Raw genomic sequence first — 16,902 nt, 5'->3', positions numbered from 1 at the left:
TTGCACGCTGCACCGCGTCCGGGACACAGCACCCTACATCCGCTCCGCCGTCCACGTGCCCGTGCACATGCTGCCGCGCCAGGTGCCGGAGCCCGAAGTGCCGCTGAGCCGGCCGAAGCCGACGGCGCGCTTGATGCCGGTGCTCAAGGTAACGTTGATGCTGCCGGCATCTGCGACGCGGCCTGACGCCGTCACCATTGCGCTGCTCGAGGCGATCTGACCGTTGTTGATGCCGATGGCGACGGTCGAGCCGTTACCGCAGGTCTCGCTCGACGACGAGATGCGGACATTCCATGCGCCGTCGAAAGTGCTGGCGCTGGCCTGCGCGGCCGGCAACGCGATGACGATGATTGTGGCGAAGAGAGCCTTGCGAAATCCGTTCATGACACGCCCCTAGGGTTGATCATGCGGGATCGTGTCACGGACGCGGAACCGGCGATGTGAGGGTTGTCACGCGCGCGACGGGCTCTGTGATGTCGCGCACGTCGCAATCGATTTGACGACAAAAGCAAAAGGGACCCGCGCTGCGGGCCCCCTTGCGTCGGTCAGAGTGTCGCCCCGAAGTCAGTTCACCCGCGTCCAGGTCTGGCCGCCGCAGAACATGCCGCCGAAGGCGCAGCCCTGCACGCGCAGGCGATCGGTGCCCTTCAGCGCGATGGTTGAATCGTAGGTCGAGCCGGAGTTCGGATCGAGGATGCGGCCGGACCATTTTGGGTCCTTGTTCTGGTCCTTGCCGGGCTTCATGTTGATCAGAACCTGCTCGCCATTCTGGTTCGATTTCGAATCGACCGAATAGCCGCACAGATTGCTGCCGCATTGCTCGATCCGGACCTTGCCTTCCTTCTCCTCGGTGAGCCAGACGCCGAGCGGTGAATTGAGATCGCGCGTGGGTGCGGTTGCAGGAGCCGGCGGCGCGACGGCAGCCGACTGAGCAGGCGCAGGCGGCGGAACGGGAGGCGGAGACGGCGCCGGAGGCGCGGCTGCGACGGTCGGGGCGGGCGGTGGAGGCGGTGCGGGCGGTACTGCGGCCACCGTCGGGGCAGCACTTGGGGCCGGCTGAGGCGGCGGCACAAGCGCGTCTTCCGCCGGAGCATTGTTTGCCGTGGTGGCGGGAGGTGCCGGCGGGGCAGGAGGCGCGACGGCCACGGGAGCTTGGACGGGAGCTTGGACAGGGGCCTGCTCGGCCGCCGGGGGCGCGGTGACCAGTGCTGGATTGGCCGGCGGCTGCGGGTCAACCTTGGCTTGTTGCGGTGCCTGCGGGTCCGCTTTCGGAGCCCCCTTGGCATCGGTCTTGGCCTTCTTCGCCTTGCCCTGGCCGGTGTTGTCGTAGACGCCGGGGATTTGCACCGTGCCGCGGTCGGGATCGATGCGGATGGTGTGCCCGCCATAGTCGAAGGTGTACTGCGCCTGCGCAGCGGTGCTCGCCAAAAGGAATGCGGCCGTGGCCAACAGCTTCCTCATTTCGCATCTCCTGAAACAGGTGGTCCCCAAACCGACGCTTACGCCCCGGTTTGATCGCAAAAAGTGACCTAGATCACTGTCACGGTATGAGTCGTGCTTTCTCCGTTTCGGGTTCAATAGCACCGGAGCCGGTCCAAAGTTTGGCCGGCACAAGCGACTGGAGGACGCGGCCCTAATCGAACCAGGTGGCGTAGATCTTCTTGTAGCTGCCGTCCTGCATCGAAATGTGCAGCCATTGGTCGACGAACGCCTTCAGCGCCATGTCGCGCTGGAGCCAATAGGCCTTCTCGGAGAAATCGAACGGATTTTCGGGATGCACCGCGCAGAGCACGCCTTGATGCTGCTTTTGCTGGTAGCGCGTCTCGGAGGCGTCCGTCATCATCAGGTCGGCATTGCCCTTGGCGATCTCGTCGAAGATCACGGTATTGTCCGGGAAGACTGTGATGTCGGCGTCCTTGATGTTGGCACGCGCGAAGCGCTCGTTGGTGCCGCCGGGATTGACGATGACGCGGGTGCCCTTCTTGTCGATGTCGGTGATGCTCTGGTATTTGCCGACATCGGCACAGCGCGCGATCGGCGTCTTGCCCTCGCGCATGATCGGCGTGGAGAAGAAGCCCTTCTTCTGCCGGTCCAGCGTGACCGAGACGCCGCCCATGGCGATGTCGAACTGATCGGCCTCGAAATCCTTCATCAGCTTCGGCCAGGCCGTCGGCACGAATTCGACCTTGACGCCGAGCGCCTTGCCGAGCGCCTCCGCCATGTCGACATCGAAGCCGTTGAACTGCTGCGTCGTCTTGTCGAGATAGGTGAAGGGCTTGTAGTCGCCGGTCATGCCGACGCGCAAAGTGCCGCGCTTGACGATCTCGTCGAGGCGGGACGGCGCCGCCTGCTGTGCCTGGGCCGAAAGGTTTGCCAGCAGGACCACGGCCAAAGTCGCCAGAATTCGACTGGTCATTCGAACGATCATCTCTTTTCCACCCATGCCCAAGCTGTCATTGTGCAGCTCTCGATGCCTGTCTTGAGGCTTGGATTTAGACCAGATGCCCGTCGCTGGCGAGGCGGAAGTGAAGGGAATTTTGAAGTGACGATCTCGATGTATGACGCCTCGGTCGGACTCTTCGTGCCGTATCTGCGCAACCTGTCCGCACTGCTCGACAAGGGCGTTGCCTATGCCGAAGCGCGGAAGTTCAATCCGGCCGTCCTGCTCGGCATGCGCATGGCACCCGACATGTACGATCTGGCGCAACAGATCGGTGAGGCCTGCCGCCACGCCACGGTCGCCGCGGCCTTGCTGGCCGAGCAGGAGCCGGTGACGCTGCCGGTGCTGGAGCACGACATGGCCGGGCTCCAGGCCCGCATTGCGACGTCAATCGAGTTCATCGAAAGCCTGCCGCGCGCGGAGATCGATGCTGCGGCGGAACGGAACGTCTTCTTCAGGCTGAAGAACGGGACCGAGTTGCCGTTCACCGGGCGGACGCTGCTGCTGACCTTCAGCGTCCCGCAGTTCTTCTTTCACGTCACGACAGCCTACGACCTGTTGCGGCACGCAGGCGTCGAGCTCGTGAAGAAGGATTATCTCGGACGACGATAGGCCGAACCGGCATCCACGTCGCGCGAAAACGCGCTAGGCTTCGCCCTTGCGCTCGTAATCGGCGAGCGAGCTGCGGCCGGCGATTTCGCTGCGCAGCTCTTCGAAGCGCCGATGGGCCTCGTCCTCGTGCGCGTCGACGAAATGCACCGCGGCTTCGCCGGTCATCGGGCCGCTGACCACGGGCACGGACTGCTCGCCGATGGTCTCGTGGACGTAGAACTGGCCGTCATCGCCGCGATGGACCGTCCATTTCAGACGGATGGCCACCATCGGCCCGGGGCCGACCTTGCTGTAGCCGTCGGCATCGGTGTGCTCCGGCACCAGGGGCTGCTCCTCGACCACCGGATGCTCATCGACCGTCAGGTGCTCGTCGACGAACGCGTGCTCGTCCGCGACCCCATGCTCACCGGCAACCACCATTTCGGTCACGGTGACGGTCTCGGTTTCGCGCACGGTCTCGGTCTCGCGCACGACGAGGACGGGTTCAGGGTGCTCCAGGATGCTGGCAATGGTCGCCAACGCGTGGTCGGTCGGGTCGATCTCTGACAAGGGTCCATCCTCCAGCTCGACGCGGCCGGCAAGTCTGTCCCACTGCCGCCGCGGCCGGACCTATTACGCGGGTTTGATTAAGGCTGAGTGAGGGCTCGATCTGCACCAAAATGGGACTCATTCTGGCGTTCCGAAGGCGGGCGGACTGATCGTCCGCCCAGAAGAACCGCCCGGAAGACCAGCTCAGCCCAGGACATCCTGATTGATGATGTTCTGCCGGATGGGATCGCCGTCCAGCACACTCAGGATGTTGCGCGCGGTCTGCTCGCTCATCCGGCTCACCGCCTCGACCGTGACGCCGGCGACATGCGGGGCCATGATGACGTTGGGCAGCGCGAACAGCGCGTTGCTGACCGGCGGCGGCTCGACCTCGAACACGTCGATGCCGGCACCGGCGAGCTTGCCCGAGACCAGTGCGTCATACAGCGCCGCTTCCTTCACGATGCCGCCGCGCGCGGTGTTGATGAGATAGGATTTCGGCTTCATCCGGCCGATCCTGTCAGCATCGAACAGGCCGACGGTCTCCGGCGTCTTCGGGCAGTGGATGGTGACGAAATCGGCGTGCGGCAGTGCGGCATCGAGATCGGCGACCGGCTCGCAGCCGGCTGCCTTGATCTCCGCGGCTCCCTTGTAGGGATCATAGACCTGCACATTCATGTCCATCGCCAGGCAGCGCTTGGCGGTGCGGGTGCCGATGCGGCCGAAGCCGACGATGAGGACGGTCTTGCCGTACAGATCGAACGGCAGCATGCCGAGGCGCTCGGCCCATTTGCCGTCCTTGACGCAGGCGTGCATCTCCTGCGCGCGTTTGGCCAGTGTCAGCATCATGAACAGCGCCTGCTCGGCGACCGAGGGCGAGTTCGCGCTGCCCGCGACCATCAGCGGCACCTTGCGGCGGGAAAGGGCTGGGACGTCGACGGCGTCGTAACCGACGCCGATCCGGGTCACCACCTTCATGTCCTTTGAAGCTTCGAGCTCGGTCTCGCCGAAAGCGGTGGCGCCGAGCGCCACGCCATGGACCGGCGCGTGGCTCTTCAGCAGCGCTTCGAAGTCCTTGGCGGAGATCAGGTTCGGAAACTCGATGAGCTCGATGTCATCTCGCTGGGTGAGGAGGGCGCGGGCGCCTTGCGACAAAGTTTGCGTGACAAAGATTTTCTTCTTGTTGGTCGACATCGTCCCTACCTGCGCGAGTTTCTTGGCCGGCCGTCACAAGACGACGCCGGTCGCCTCGTTTAGCAGGTGCATATTGTTGAGGTCCATTGCCAAACGCATGGGTGCCCCGTCCTTGGCGCCCGCATTGGGATCGACGCGGCCGCAGACGGGCGTGCCTTCCAGTCCGAAATAGACCAGCGTCTCCATCCCCATCGGCTCGGTGACGTCAAGCACGGTGTCGAAGGTCTCGACACCCGGCTCCAGATGCGCATGCGATTCCGTGAGATGTTCGGGACGGATGCCGAGCAACAGGTTTTCAGATCGAGGCAGTGCGCTGTAACGGGCGGCGCGGGCCGGCGGCAACGGGAATGAGATGCGGTCCGTCAGGCGGATGTTGAGCTTGCCGCCGACCTCCTCGAGCCGGCACGGAATGAAGTTCATCGCCGGCGAGCCGATGAAGCCCGCGACGAAGCGCGTCGCCGGCTTGTGGTAGAGCTCGTTCGGCGTGCCGATCTGCTCGATCCGACCCTTGTTCATCACCACCACGCGATCGGCCAGCGTCATCGCCTCGACCTGGTCGTGGGTGACGTAGACCGTCGTGGTTCGGACCTTCTGGTGCACCTTCTTGATCTCGATCCGCATCTGCACGCGCAGCTTGGCGTCGAGATTGGACAGCGGCTCGTCGAACAGGAAGACTTTCGGGTTGCGCACGATGGCCCGCCCCATGGCGACGCGCTGGCGCTGGCCGCCGGAGAGCTGCTTCGGCTTGCGGTCGATCAGGTCGGTGATGTCGAGGAGGCGGGCGGCCTCGGTCACCCGCGCCTTGATCTCGGCCTTGGGATAGTGCTTGAGCCGCAGCCCGAATGACATGTTCTCCGCAACCGTCATATGCGGATAGAGCGCATAGTTCTGAAACACCATTGCGATGTCGCGGTCCTTCGGCGGCACGTCGTTGACGACGTCCCCGCCGATCATGATGTCGCCGTCGGTGATGTCCTCGAGCCCTGCGATCATCCGCAACGTCGTCGACTTGCCGCAGCCGGAGGGGCCGACGAGCACGATGAACTCATGATCGGAGATGTCGAGATCGATGCCGCGCACCGCCTCGACGTCGTCGTAACGCTTGACCACCTTCCGCAGCGCAACCTCAGCCATAAGACATCAACCCTTTGTCGCGCCGGCGGTCAGGCCGGCAATGTAATAGTCCATCAGGAAGGCGTAGATGACCAGCGGCGGGGCAGCGCCAAGCAGCGCGCCGGTCATGATCTGACCCCAGTTGAAGACGTCGCCCTTGATCAGCGTGGTGGTGATGCCGACCGGCAGCACGAGCTGGTCGATGGATGTCGTGAACACCAGCGGATAGAGGAACTGCGCCCAGGACACGGTGAAGGCGAAGATGGTCGCTGCGATCAGGCCGGGCAGGGCAACGGGGATGAAAATCCGCGTCAGGGTCTGCAGCCAGGAGGCGCCGTCGATCAGAGCCGCCTCGTCCAGCTCCTTCGGGATCGAGGCGAAATAACCGATCATGATCCAGGTGCAGAACGGCACGGTCAGCGTCGGATAGATGAACACCAGCACGTACCACCGGTTGAGCAGGGGGATGCCGGTGAACTCCTGGACGGTCGCGAGCACCTTGAACAGCGGAATGAACAGAAGGCTGTCCGGAATGAGATAGGTCAGGAACACGCCGGTCGCGAGCGTCGCCGAGCCCCAGAACTTCATCCGCGCCAATGCAAACGCCGCCGGAATGCTGATCAACATCGTCACGATCACGACCACGATCGAGATCATCGACGAATTCCAGAAGAATCGCAGGAACTGGTTCGAGGTCAGTAGCTCGACATAATTCGAGAGGGTCGGATGAAATACCCACCACGGATTGGTGGCGGCCGAGATCTCCGCGCTGCTCTTGAGCGAGGTGATCAGCATGTAGATCGGCGGGATCAGGAAGAAGATCGCAAACAGCACCAGGAAAAAGTAGGACCAGCGCAGCGCCCAGGTGCGGTCGCGGCTCATGCTTCGAAGCTTGACCTTGCGTGTCGGTCCGGCCTTGTCGATTGCGAGCGTGCTCATCAGGCTTCGTTCCCACGTTTGTTGACATCGCGCAGGATGAAGACCGCTGCGACGGCGAGGATCGGCACCATGAACAGCGAGACGCAGGCGCCGAGCGGAATGTCGCTGCTCTGGATGCCGACCTGGAACGCCCAGGTGGCGAACAGGTGCGTCCGGTCGAGCGGACCGCCGGAGGTGAGGATGCGCACGATGTCGAAATTGGCGAAAGTGACGATCAGCGAGAACAGCGTGGTGATGGCGATGATGTTGCGCATCATCGGCAAGGTGATGTGCCAGATCTTCTGCCACCAATTGGCGCCGTCGATTGCTGCGGCTTCGTAGAGCTGATCGGGTACGGATTTCAACGCGGCCAGGTACATGATCAGGAAGAACGGCGCGCCGTACCAGACGTTGACGAGGATGACGGAGAAACGCGCCCAGAAGGTATCACCGAGCCACGGGATGGGACCGATGCCGAAGAACGAGAGCGTATAGTTGAAGGCGCTGTAGGAGGGGTCGAACAGCCACAGCCATGCCAGCGTGCTCATCGCCGGCGGGATCACCCAGGGCACCAGCAGCATGCCGCGCCATTTACGTTGCTTCTTGCCGGGAATGTTGTGGACGAAATGCGCGACGATGAAGCCGATCAGCGCTTTGAAGACCACGGCGGTGATCGCAAAAATGCAGGACTGTCTCACCACCATCCAGAACGTTTCGCGCTTGAACAGAAAGGTGAAGTTGGTGAGGCCGACGAATTTTGTCATCGCCTTGTTCAGCGTCGCCAGGTAGACCGAGTAGAAGGCGGGATAAAGTACGAGCAGGGCGATCAGGAGGATCAGCGGCAGCGTCAGGAAGAACGCTACGGTCGATTTCCGTCCCATTGCATTGCGCAGGCTCGCCCGTTTGCGCGGGCTCGCAGCTCGAGCGGGACGGCCTTGCTCAACGACGACATCGGCCATGAATTTAGCCTCTTTGCAGGACACCTAGCAGGATATCTGGAACGGCGAAGCCGGCGCAGCCGTCGGCTTCATTCGGCAAGCGGATCGAGCGAGGGGTGCCTCGGCGGCCCACGCCCGAAGCGTGAACCGCCATGGCACATACCCGGCTCAGGTCCGCATGAAGCCTTCGCACTCGCCCTCGGCCCAGGCGAGCGCGGTTTCCAACTTCTCTCCTTGTGCAAAGCGCAGCGCCATCTTGGTCAGCGTCGCCTGGAAGTAGATCTGCTGGGCGATCTTCGGCGGCGCCGGAGACGCGGCGATCGACATCGTCTGCTGCTTGTAGGGATCCGGATAGTGGAAGAGTGTGCCCTTCGGCGGCCCTTCCTCGGCCCAAGTCTTGAACTTCGTCATGTTCGCGTAGGCCGGGAGATCGTACCCGCCGCTCGCCGCGACGAACTTCTCGATCGCCGCTGGCGAGGACAGGTGAACGAGCAAGCTCTTGGCCGCTTCCTTGTTCTTGCCAAAGGCCCAGACGCCCCAGAAGTATGGCAGGAAGGGCGCAAAACGGCCCTTCGGACCGGACGGGAAGCCGTGCGTCCAGCACTGTTCGGCGACTTGCGGTGCGTCGCGCTTGGCGACCGCCCAGGCGCTCGGCGGATTCAGGATCATCGCGCCGCGGCCTGAGATCAGCCATTTGTTGTTGGAGGCATCGTCCCAGGACGGCGCGTCGGTGGGCAGGACGGCGATCAGCTTCTTGTAGAATTCGAGCGCCTGCCGCACCGCGTCGGTCTTGACGGTGATATCGCCCTTGGCGTTGACGAGCTCGGCGCCGAACGACTGGAAGATCGCGCCGGCAGTGTCGACGCTGTCGGTGGTCTCGCCGAGACCGATGCCGAAGGGGAAGCCGGCCTTGTGGCAGGCCTCGGCCGCCTTCAGGAACGTCTCCATGGTCCAGTTGTCCGCCTTCGGCGGAGCGCCGACCGGATACATCTCCTGCACGTCGATGCCGGCGTGTTTCTTCATCAGATCTATGCGGGAGCAGGGGCCTTTGATCTGGCTTCCCGGCGTCGCGGGCACTGCGAGCCATTTGCCGCCCGACCGCCCGAGATATTTGACGGTGTCGTTCACCTCACCGTTCTGCTTGATGAGCGGCTCCATGACGTCGTTGAGCGGCTCGAGATTCTCGGAATAAGCGTGCGGCCACCAGCTCGGCATCTGGAGAATATCGTGACCGGACTTGGCCTGGGCTTCGGCCGCTGCGGTCAGCTCGATCTTCTTGTTGTTGCTGGTGATGTAGTCGATCGAAACCTCGACCTTCTCCTTCTCGCCCCATTCCTTGACGAGAGCGGTCGAGGCATCGTTGGCGCCGGGCACCCAGTGGTCCCAGAAGCCGATCGAAAGTTTGCCGGCAGCGTAAGCGCCCCGGACATAGGGCGCCGCGATCAGCGCCGTGGAGGACATTGCAGTGGCAGCCACAAATTGACGTCGCGTCAGTGTCTTGCGTGACATCTCGTTTCCTCGCTTGGGTGTTTTATTGTTCTGGCGTTTCCTCTGAACTCTTCCGAGTTCTGCGTTCTTTTTGAAAGTTTCTTGTTCGACGTTTCTTATTGATGCCGTCGGCTTCGAAGGCAAATTGGTAGCGCGATCAGATCATGATTGATTGCGTCTGTCGAGAAAACCGAACGACTTGCGCCTAGAACTAACGTTGTGTCCGGGAAGGTGGCAGTGCCCTCGATGTCCTGCGCAGGCCATGAACCACGATCGGTCATTTTGCGACGCACACTTTGCGCCGACCTGCCCGGCCGATGCATGCGCAATTACGCCGCAGTTTCGAATAAGCCTGCATAAGCGCCTCGGGCCAAACACTTTTCGGGCGTGGATAGCAATTGTCGGTGGCTAGACCTCGAAGCGGTGAAAACGATAGAGTTGCAACTGGCGAGTGGTTCTCACCCCCAACAGCCTAATCAGATCGAGATGGAGACCAGAATGATCAACCCGGCGCCGCTCGCGCGGCTTAACCTGCGACGATGGTTCGCGCTGGGGTCCGTTTTCGTGTTGCTGCTCGGCGCAGCCGCGGTGGCGAACGCTCAAGGCCTGGTCAAAGGGGTTCAGGAAGGAGCGGCGGCCGGGAACAAGGCGGCAGGTCCGGTCGGCGGCGTGCTTGGCGGCGCGATCGGCGGTGTGGTCGGCGTTTTCACCGGCGTGCTCGGCGTTGGCAATAATGGCAATCAGGCGCCTGCAGCCAAGGATGCGAGCAAGGACGCAAGCAAGGATGCGGCCAAGGACGCCAAGCAGGGCGCCGGCAAGGACAAGGATGCCAAGAGCGCCAAGGCGGGCAAGGGCGCCAAGGCGAGCAAGGAGGCGAAGAACGCTCCGCAGGATGTCACGGTCCTGACCCAGACCGGCGCGCCGCAATTGACCGCCGACCAGATCGTCACCAACAGCGACTCCTATATTGAGCGGATCAAGACCGAACTGAACCTCACGCCCGAGCAGGAGAAGCACTGGTACGGATTCTCGAGCGCCATGCACTACCTCGGGCATAACGGTGCTGAGCGGCTCAACCTGCGGGTTGCGCGCGCCAAGCGGGATCCTCCCGACGACATCGTCGAGCAGATGCGCAACGAGGCCCAATTTCTCATCGACCGCGCTGCCGACCAGCGCAATGTCGCCGACGCCGCCGAACCCCTCTATTCGAGCCTCGATGACAAGCAGAAGCAGGTCTTCGTACAGGAGATGGTGCGGCTCAGCCACGAACGAGGACTGGATTGATCAAGTTGAATCGGATCGGGCGTGTCCGAATTAACGGCCCCCGCCACGAATTCGTGAATCCTCTTCGCGATTCGGTTATGATTAGCTTCGGAAGCTGATGGCGGGGTTGATATGGCGGACGGACTCTCCGTTTTCCTGGTCGAAGACGAGACGTTGATCCGGATGATGATGGCGGACATGGTGGAGGAACTCGGCCACCACGTCGCCGCGGAAGCGGACAATGTGCGGGACGCCAGTGCTTTCGCCATGACCGCGCAGTACGATCTTGCGATCCTCGACATCAATCTCAAGGGCGTCTACGTCGATCCGGTCGCCGACCTGATCGAGCGTCGCGGCAAGCCGTTTTTGTTCGCCACGGGCTACGGTCCGGAGCTGCTGCCGTCCTTGCTCCGACGGCGGCCGATCCTGCGCAAGCCGATTTCGATCGATCAGCTCAGGGCGATGATCGATTCGATGTTTCCGGAAGCGGCAGCTAAGACGCCGCACTGAGACCAAAACAAAAATGGCCGCCCGTCAGGGGCGGCCACTTCGCGACGGAATCCGTCGCGGTCTCACATCAGGCCGGCGCCGAGATCGATGCCGCGCGCCATCAGGCCGAACGAGGCGACCAGGCCCGTGCAGCAAAACAGCAAGATGGTCTTGAATGAAGAATCGGCCAAACGGGTTTCGATGGTGGCCGGCATCGCGGCGATCGAAATCATGCTCATGTTCATTCCCCCCTTTGTTGCCCCTGAATTGGATCAGGTGGGGGGACTCCTAGAGCAAAAAGTTTGACGCGAGCTTTCGAGGGATCGTTAACGAAATGGCAATTGATGCCGCGTTTGCGGGCACCGTAGCGCAATCACTCGTTTCACTGGCGCCCGTTCTTTAGCACGGTAGCGATGGTGTGGGCCGTCATGGCGGCGCGGTCCGAAGCGCGCTGGGCGGCGAGGCGGTCACGCGCCTTTTCCTCGATCAAGAGCTCGATCAGGGCCAGCCGCTTGCCATCGTCGTCCGCCTCGAGCAGCAGGCGGTGATAGCGGTGATAGTCGAAACCCAGATCCTGCTTACGCATGTCACGCCCCCGCAACTACGCCACACACAAGCCAGGATTGTTTCTCATCCGGGACGTGCGCGCAAGCACGATCCCGCGTCGCGCGCGCGTGCTCGTTAATCAGCTGTGAATTACTGGGCGCGAACGGAGGCGCGCGCCGTTAAGGCTGGTTGTGCTCGGCGAACATCTTGAGGCCGAGGAAACTCGCATCGGGTTTGGTGACCAGCCGGGTCGGGATGTTGCGCAGATAATCCTGGAAGCGTCCCTTGGCTTCGAAGCGCGCCCGGAATGCGGAAGCTGCAAGGAAGTCGGGAAAGCGCGGCACGATTCCGCCGGCGATATAGACGCCGCCGCGTGCGCCGAAGGTCACCGCGAGATTGCCCGCGACCGAGCCGAGAATGGCGCAAAACATCTCCAGCGTCTTGCGGCTGAGCTCGCAACTGCCTTCCAGGGCGGCCTTCGTGATGGCGGCAGCATCGCGATGCGGCACCTGAGCGCCGTCAATCTCGGCCAGCGCCTCGTAGAGGCTTTGCAGGCCGGAACCGGACAACGCGCCACGCTCGATGGAGACATGGCCGAGGCGTCGGCGCATGCAGGCGATGACGCGTTCCTCGCGCTCGTCCTCCGCCGGCAGGGTCGCGTGGCCGGCCTCGGTGACGACAGCCAGTCGTGCGCCATGGCGCTCGACCAGGCAGGAAACGCCAAAGCCGGTTCCGGGGCCAACCACCAGCAACGGCTCTCCGGGAAGGCCATCTTGTCTGCCGAGCGGGATCAGGTCGGCGGGCTGCAGGGCGGGCAGGGACCAGGCCACCACCTCGAAATCGTTGAGCACATGGACGCTGTCGAAGCCGAAGGCCGGCTGGAGCTCGTTGCCGTCGATGACCCAGGGGCTGTTGGTCATGACGCAGCGGTTGTTGGTCACCGGGCCCGCCACGGCCAGCACGGCCCTTGGGGGCGGTAGGCCGTGGCAGCGACGCGCGAGAACATCGGCAATGGCTTCCCGGACGGTCGGGAAGTCTGCCACTTTGACGTAGTCGATCGGTCCGGTCTGGTCGCCCTGACTGAGCGCGAAGCGCGCATTGGTGCCGCCGATATCGGCGAGAAGAATCTGTCCTGTCTTGCCGATGGTCATGTGCGTATGGCTGCCGCAGCCCTTCCGGCTGCGGGAACCGCTTCCTCCGCTCTATCCGATCGCAAGACGCGAACGGCTGTCAGAATCCGTCCCCGGGTGGATCTAGTCAACACGTATCAGCCCAAACCGTTGCATCCCGGTCCCGACGGGGTGCATTCGCGCATATCGCCGCACCTTGTCGGTGGTTGCGAAGCAGCGCGGGAAGATCGACACTGGCGGCGTGGCCTTCGGCGCCGGTCGCGCGGGATGGCCTGGAATGGACCTTGCGATGAAGATTTCCGACCGCGACGTGCTCCTGGTCATCGACGTGCAGAACGATTTTTGCACGGGCGGGGCGCTCGCCGTGCCCGGCGGCGAGAAGGTTGTCCCCGCCATCAATCGGATCGCCCAAAAATTCGCCAATGTGGTGCTGACCCAGGACTGGCATCCCCGCGATCATGTCTCCTTTGCCCCGAACCATACGGGCAAACAGCCGTTCGAGACCATTGCGCTTGACTATGGCGTCCAGGTGCTCTGGCCGAGCCATTGCGTGCAGGGCACGGCCGGCGCTGAATTTCATCGCGATCTCGACGCCACTCGCGCAAATCTCGTGGTGCGGAAGGGGTTTCGGCGCGGCATCGATTCCTATTCGGCGCTGTTCGAGAACGACAGGAAAACGCCGACCGGCCTGCTCGGATATTTGCGCGAACGCGAGTTGAACACCGTCTTCGTCGCCGGCCTCGCGTTCGATTTCTGCGTCCGCTTCTCGGCGGAGGATGCCCGCAAGGCGGGGTTCGAGGTCGCAGTCATCGAGGACGCCTGCCGCGGCATCGATCTCGACGGCTCGGTGGCCGCGACCCATCAGAGTTTTCGGGAGCGCGGTATTTCGCTCGTCAGCTTCGAGGCCTTCCTGTGAGGACCGTGAGATAGCCATGGCGGAGAAGACCGGCAAACAGCAGCGCGCACCGGGCCCGGTCCCGGATGACCCGCTGCTGTGGCCGTTCGCAGCAGCTCGGCTTGCCATGGACGCCTGCTTCGGATGGCTCGACCGCGGTCCGCCGGAGCAGGCCGACAGCAGTCTGCCGTGGACCACGCCCAACTCCGTCGCGCTGGAGCTTGCGACCATGCGCCTGCGCGATTGCACGCGAACGGGCTCCGGCCTCCCGGCACTGGTCTGCGCGCCCTATGCGCTGCACCGGGCCCTGATCGCCGACTTCGCGCCCGGCCACAGCGTGGTGCAGTCCCTGCAAAATGGCGGCATCGACCGGGTCTATCTCACCGACTGGCGCTCGGCCGCACCCGACATGCGCTATCTCTCGATCGACAGCTATCTCGGCGATCTCAACGTCGCCGTCGACGAGATCGGCGCCCCGGTCGATCTCGTCGGCCTGTGCCAGGGTGGCTGGCTGTCGCTGCTCTATGCGGCGCGCTTTCCCGCCAAGGTGCGGCGGCTGGTGCTGGCAGGCGCGCCCGTCGACCTCTCGATCGAGTCCAGGCTGTCGCAGCTCGCCCGCAACGCGCCGGAGATGGTCTATGACCAGCTCGTCGCCCGCGGCGGCGGCAATGTCAGCGGCGAGGAGATGCTGCGTGTCTGGTCGAAGGCGCCGAGCTGCGACGACATCGCGACGGCGCTGCAGAGCGACCTCTCCGGCGAGGAAGGTGCGGCGCTGCTGGCACGCTTCGAGCGCTGGAACGCCGAGCCTCTCAATCTGCCCGGCACCTATTATCTCGAGATCGTCAACTGGATCTTCCGAGAGAACCGGATCGCGCGCGGCCAATTCACGGCACTCGGCCGCGTGATTGATCTGAAGGACGTCAAGGCGCCGGTCTTCCTGCTGGCCGGGCTCGATGACGACGTCGTGCCGGCTGCGCAGGCGCTCGCCACCGCCGGTTTGCTCGGCACACCGCCGGCCTTCGTTGCGGCGGCCTCCGAGCCCAGCAACCATCTTGGCCTGTTCATGGGGGCGCGGACCCATGGCCATGCCTGGCCCCGGATCGCCGAATGGCTGTGCGACGATCTGCCCGGCATGCTGGTGCGCAGAGCCTGACACCGCCTCCAAGGGCCGGGCGCCGGGCAGCGAAGCTGCAAATCCGTTATGCATGCCGTCGAATGGCCTGCACGGGGCCATGTCGATGGGTTAAATGGAGTCCAGAGCTGGCGGAGGCCGGTCGCGACGAGACAAAGGGACTGTGCTCGATGAGTTTCCACTCGATCTATGCCCACGGATTTGCGCGCGTGGCGGCCTGCGTCACCACCTCTCATGTGGCCGATCCCACGGCCAACGCGACGGCGGTTCTGGCGGCGGCGAAGGACTGCCACGAACAGTCAGTGGCGGTTGCCGTGTTTCCGGAGCTGTGTCTGTCCGGCTATGCGATCGAAGATCTTGTGAAGCAGGATCCGCTGCTCGATGCGGTCGAGCGCGGGCTTGTGGCCATCGTTGAGGCATCCTCGGCCCTGATGACCATCCTGATCGTCGGCGCGCCGTTGCGCTTTGGCAATCGCATCTACAATTGCGCGGTCGTCATCCATCGCGGCAAAGTCCTCGGCGTCGTGCCCAAGAGTTACCTGCCGACCTATCGCGAATTCTACGAGGGACGGCATTTCGCCTCCGGCGCCGGCATCGTCGAAGAGATGGTCGCCTTTGGCGGGCTGCATGCCCCTTTCGGCGTCGACCTGCTGTTCGCGGCCGAGGACGTCCCGGGCCTGACCATCGGCGTCGAGATCTGCGAGGACATGTGGATCCCGGTGACGCCGGCTTCCGAGCTCGCGCTCGCGGGCGCGAGCGTGCTGATCAATCTCTCGGGCAGCCCGATCACGATCGGCCGCGCCCGCTCGCGCGCGCTCTTGTGTCAATCGACTTCGGCCCGCTGCCTCGCGGCCTATGTCTATTCCGCGGCGGGGGCAGGGGAATCGACCACGGATCTTGCCTGGGACGGCCAGACCTCGATCTACGAGAACGGCGTGCTACTGACCGAGGGCGAGCGGTTCCGCCAGGGCGGCCAGATCACGCTGGCCGACGTCGATCTTGACCTGCTCAGGCAGGAGCGCGCACTGATGGGAACCTTCGACGACAACCGCCGGCAGCGCGAGGCCTTCTTCCGGAAAGTGACTTTTACCCTGAAGCCGCCGGCCGCCGATATCGGCTTCCTGCGCAAGGTCGAGCGCTTTCCGTTCGTGCCGAGCGACGAGAGCCTGCTCGAGCAGGACTGCTATGAGGCCTACAACATTCAGGTCGCGGGCCTGGTCCAGCGTATGCGCGCGACAGGCACCAAGCGCGTCGTCATCGGCGTCTCGGGCGGGCTCGATTCCACCCACGCTTTGATCGTCGCCGGCAAGGCGGTCGATTTGCTTGGCCTGCCGCGCGAAAACATTCTCGCCTACACCATGCCGGGCTTTGCCACCGGCAGCGAGAGCAAGACCAATGCGCTGGCGCTGATGAAGGCGTTGCAGACGAGTTGGCAGGAGCTCGACATTCGCACCACGGCGACGCAAATGCTGAAGGACATCGGCCATCCCTTCGGCAAGGGCGAGAAGGTCTACGACGTCACCTTCGAGAATGTGCAGGCGGGCCTGCGCACGGACTATCTGTTCCGGCTCGCCAATCATCACGGCGGCATCGTGATTGGCACCGGCGATCTCTCCGAGCTCGCGCTGGGCTGGTGCACCTACGGCGTCGGCGACCAGATGGCGCATTATAACGTCAATGCCGGGGTGCCGAAGACGCTGATTCAGCATCTGATCCGCTGGGTGATTGCTTCCAAGCAGTTCAGCGACGACGTCAACCAAACGCTTGGATCGATCCTGTCGGCGGAAATCTCGCCGGAGCTGGTTCCGGCCGAGCCGGGCGAGAAGCCACAGAGCACGGAAGCTTCCGTCGGTCCCTACGAGCTCCAGGATTTCAACCTGTTCTACACGCTGCGGTTCGGCATGCGGCCATCCAAGATCGCGTTCATGGCGCTGCAGGCCTGGAAAGACGTTGCTCAGGGCGAATGGCCGCCGGCATTCCCGACCGATAAGCGCAAGGCCTATGACCTTCCCGAGATACGCCGCTGGCTGGAGGTGTTTCTGCGCCGCTTCTTCGCTTTCAGCCAGTTCAAGCGCTCGGCGATGCCGAACGGCCCCAAGGTTTCGGCCGGCGGCTCATTGTCGCCGCGCGGTGACTGGCGCGCGCCGTCGGATTCGAGCGCGGCGGCGTGGCTTGAAGATCTCGAACGGAATGTGCCGGTTTGAACGGGAGATGAG

18 protein-coding genes are annotated in these 16,902 nt (G+C 63.5%); 6 read left to right on the top strand and 12 right to left on the bottom strand.

The features are described 5' to 3' along the window. Nucleotides 1-33: 33 nt before the first annotated feature. From ABIB80_RS21360 to ABIB80_RS21350, 3 genes are all read right to left on the bottom strand, one after another. Complete coding sequence (locus tag ABIB80_RS21360; RefSeq protein WP_007590916.1) at nucleotides 34-384, bottom strand: hypothetical protein; 351 nt, start codon at nucleotides 382-384, stop codon at nucleotides 34-36. Between the two features lie 180 nt (nucleotides 385-564). Continuing rightward, complete coding sequence (locus ABIB80_RS21355; RefSeq protein WP_219684348.1) at nucleotides 565-1,461, bottom strand: DUF2147 domain-containing protein; 897 nt, start codon at nucleotides 1,459-1,461, stop codon at nucleotides 565-567. A 172-nt stretch (nucleotides 1,462-1,633) separates the two neighbouring features. After that, the gene (locus tag ABIB80_RS21350) at nucleotides 1,634-2,416 is read right to left on the bottom strand and encodes a transporter substrate-binding domain-containing protein (protein ID WP_219684347.1); all 783 of its coding nucleotides are present in this window, start codon (nucleotides 2,414-2,416) and stop codon (nucleotides 1,634-1,636) included. A gap of 138 nt (nucleotides 2,417-2,554) precedes the next feature. On the opposite strand from ABIB80_RS21350, the gene ABIB80_RS21345 reads away from it, so the two are divergent. Continuing rightward, nucleotides 2,555-3,052, top strand: coding sequence for a DUF1993 domain-containing protein (locus ABIB80_RS21345; protein ID WP_007590920.1), 498 nt, complete (start codon nucleotides 2,555-2,557; stop codon nucleotides 3,050-3,052). Nucleotides 3,053-3,085: 33 nt separating this feature from the next. On the opposite strand, the gene ABIB80_RS21340 is transcribed toward ABIB80_RS21345, so the two are convergent. The 6 genes from ABIB80_RS21340 to ABIB80_RS21315 form a co-directional block, all read right to left on the bottom strand. After that, on the bottom strand, nucleotides 3,086-3,601 hold the full coding sequence (locus ABIB80_RS21340; RefSeq protein ID WP_007590921.1) for a hypothetical protein: 516 nt from the start codon (nucleotides 3,599-3,601) through the stop codon (nucleotides 3,086-3,088). A 183-nt stretch (nucleotides 3,602-3,784) separates the two neighbouring features. Then, a complete protein-coding gene (locus tag ABIB80_RS21335; protein WP_219684345.1) occupies nucleotides 3,785-4,774 on the bottom strand; it encodes a hydroxyacid dehydrogenase in 990 nt (329 codons plus the stop codon). A 33-nt stretch (nucleotides 4,775-4,807) separates the two neighbouring features. Then, nucleotides 4,808-5,908, bottom strand: coding sequence for an ABC transporter ATP-binding protein (locus tag ABIB80_RS21330; RefSeq protein WP_219684344.1), 1,101 nt, complete (start codon nucleotides 5,906-5,908; stop codon nucleotides 4,808-4,810). Nucleotides 5,909-5,914: 6 nt separating this feature from the next. Next, the gene (locus ABIB80_RS21325; RefSeq protein ID WP_219684342.1) at nucleotides 5,915-6,826 is read right to left on the bottom strand and encodes a carbohydrate ABC transporter permease; all 912 of its coding nucleotides are present in this window, start codon (nucleotides 6,824-6,826) and stop codon (nucleotides 5,915-5,917) included. After that, nucleotides 6,826-7,764 (bottom strand): carbohydrate ABC transporter permease, encoded by a 939-nt coding sequence (locus tag ABIB80_RS21320; protein WP_219684341.1) that lies wholly within the window; start codon nucleotides 7,762-7,764, stop codon nucleotides 6,826-6,828. Before ABIB80_RS21320 ends, ABIB80_RS21325 begins: the two co-directional genes overlap by 1 nt. A 147-nt stretch (nucleotides 7,765-7,911) precedes the next feature. Beyond that, nucleotides 7,912-9,252, bottom strand: coding sequence for an ABC transporter substrate-binding protein (locus ABIB80_RS21315; RefSeq protein ID WP_007590930.1), 1,341 nt, complete (start codon nucleotides 9,250-9,252; stop codon nucleotides 7,912-7,914). A gap of 477 nt (nucleotides 9,253-9,729) precedes the next feature. On the opposite strand from ABIB80_RS21315, the gene ABIB80_RS21310 reads away from it, so the two are divergent. Together ABIB80_RS21310 and ABIB80_RS21305 are read left to right on the top strand one after the other, a co-directional pair. Then, nucleotides 9,730-10,515 (top strand): Spy/CpxP family protein refolding chaperone, encoded by a 786-nt coding sequence (locus ABIB80_RS21310; protein WP_007590931.1) that lies wholly within the window; start codon nucleotides 9,730-9,732, stop codon nucleotides 10,513-10,515. Nucleotides 10,516-10,626: 111 nt separating this feature from the next. Then, nucleotides 10,627-11,004: a response regulator gene (locus tag ABIB80_RS21305; RefSeq protein ID WP_007590941.1), complete on the top strand. Its 378-nt coding sequence runs from the start codon at nucleotides 10,627-10,629 to the stop codon at nucleotides 11,002-11,004. A gap of 62 nt (nucleotides 11,005-11,066) precedes the next feature. Here the strand turns inward: ABIB80_RS21305 and ABIB80_RS21300 are convergent, their stop codons facing one another. The 3 genes from ABIB80_RS21300 to glk form a co-directional block, all read right to left on the bottom strand. Then, on the bottom strand, nucleotides 11,067-11,222 hold the full coding sequence (locus ABIB80_RS21300; protein ID WP_007590942.1) for a hypothetical protein: 156 nt from the start codon (nucleotides 11,220-11,222) through the stop codon (nucleotides 11,067-11,069). A gap of 143 nt (nucleotides 11,223-11,365) precedes the next feature. Then, entirely contained in the window at nucleotides 11,366-11,569 is a 204-nt protein-coding gene (locus ABIB80_RS21295; protein ID WP_007590943.1) for a hypothetical protein, read from the bottom strand. A 139-nt stretch (nucleotides 11,570-11,708) separates the two neighbouring features. Next, complete coding sequence (glk, locus tag ABIB80_RS21290; RefSeq protein WP_219684339.1) at nucleotides 11,709-12,680, bottom strand: glucokinase; 972 nt, start codon at nucleotides 12,678-12,680, stop codon at nucleotides 11,709-11,711. A gap of 256 nt (nucleotides 12,681-12,936) precedes the next feature. Here glk and pncA point away from each other — a divergent pair, with 256 nt between their 5' ends. The 3 genes from pncA to ABIB80_RS21275 all read left to right on the top strand — a co-directional run bounded on the left by pncA (nucleotide 12,937) and on the right by ABIB80_RS21275 (nucleotide 16,890). Further along, nucleotides 12,937-13,575 carry a bifunctional nicotinamidase/pyrazinamidase gene (gene pncA / locus ABIB80_RS21285; protein ID WP_219684337.1) on the top strand — a complete coding sequence of 213 codons (639 nt, stop codon included), beginning with the start codon at nucleotides 12,937-12,939 and terminating at the stop codon, nucleotides 13,573-13,575. Between the two features lie 16 nt (nucleotides 13,576-13,591). Then, nucleotides 13,592-14,707 carry an alpha/beta fold hydrolase gene (locus ABIB80_RS21280; protein WP_219684336.1) on the top strand — a complete coding sequence of 372 codons (1,116 nt, stop codon included), beginning with the start codon at nucleotides 13,592-13,594 and terminating at the stop codon, nucleotides 14,705-14,707. A 149-nt stretch (nucleotides 14,708-14,856) separates the two neighbouring features. Continuing rightward, complete coding sequence (locus ABIB80_RS21275; protein WP_219684334.1) at nucleotides 14,857-16,890, top strand: NAD(+) synthase; 2,034 nt, start codon at nucleotides 14,857-14,859, stop codon at nucleotides 16,888-16,890. Nucleotides 16,891-16,902 lie beyond the last annotated feature (12 nt).

Source organism: Bradyrhizobium sp. i1.15.2 (assembly GCF_040548425.1).
Taxonomy (GTDB): Bacteria; Pseudomonadota; Alphaproteobacteria; order Rhizobiales; family Xanthobacteraceae; genus Bradyrhizobium; species Bradyrhizobium canariense.
Note: the sequence above shows the minus strand (reverse complement) of the source record. Positions and strands in the feature narration are given on the sequence as shown.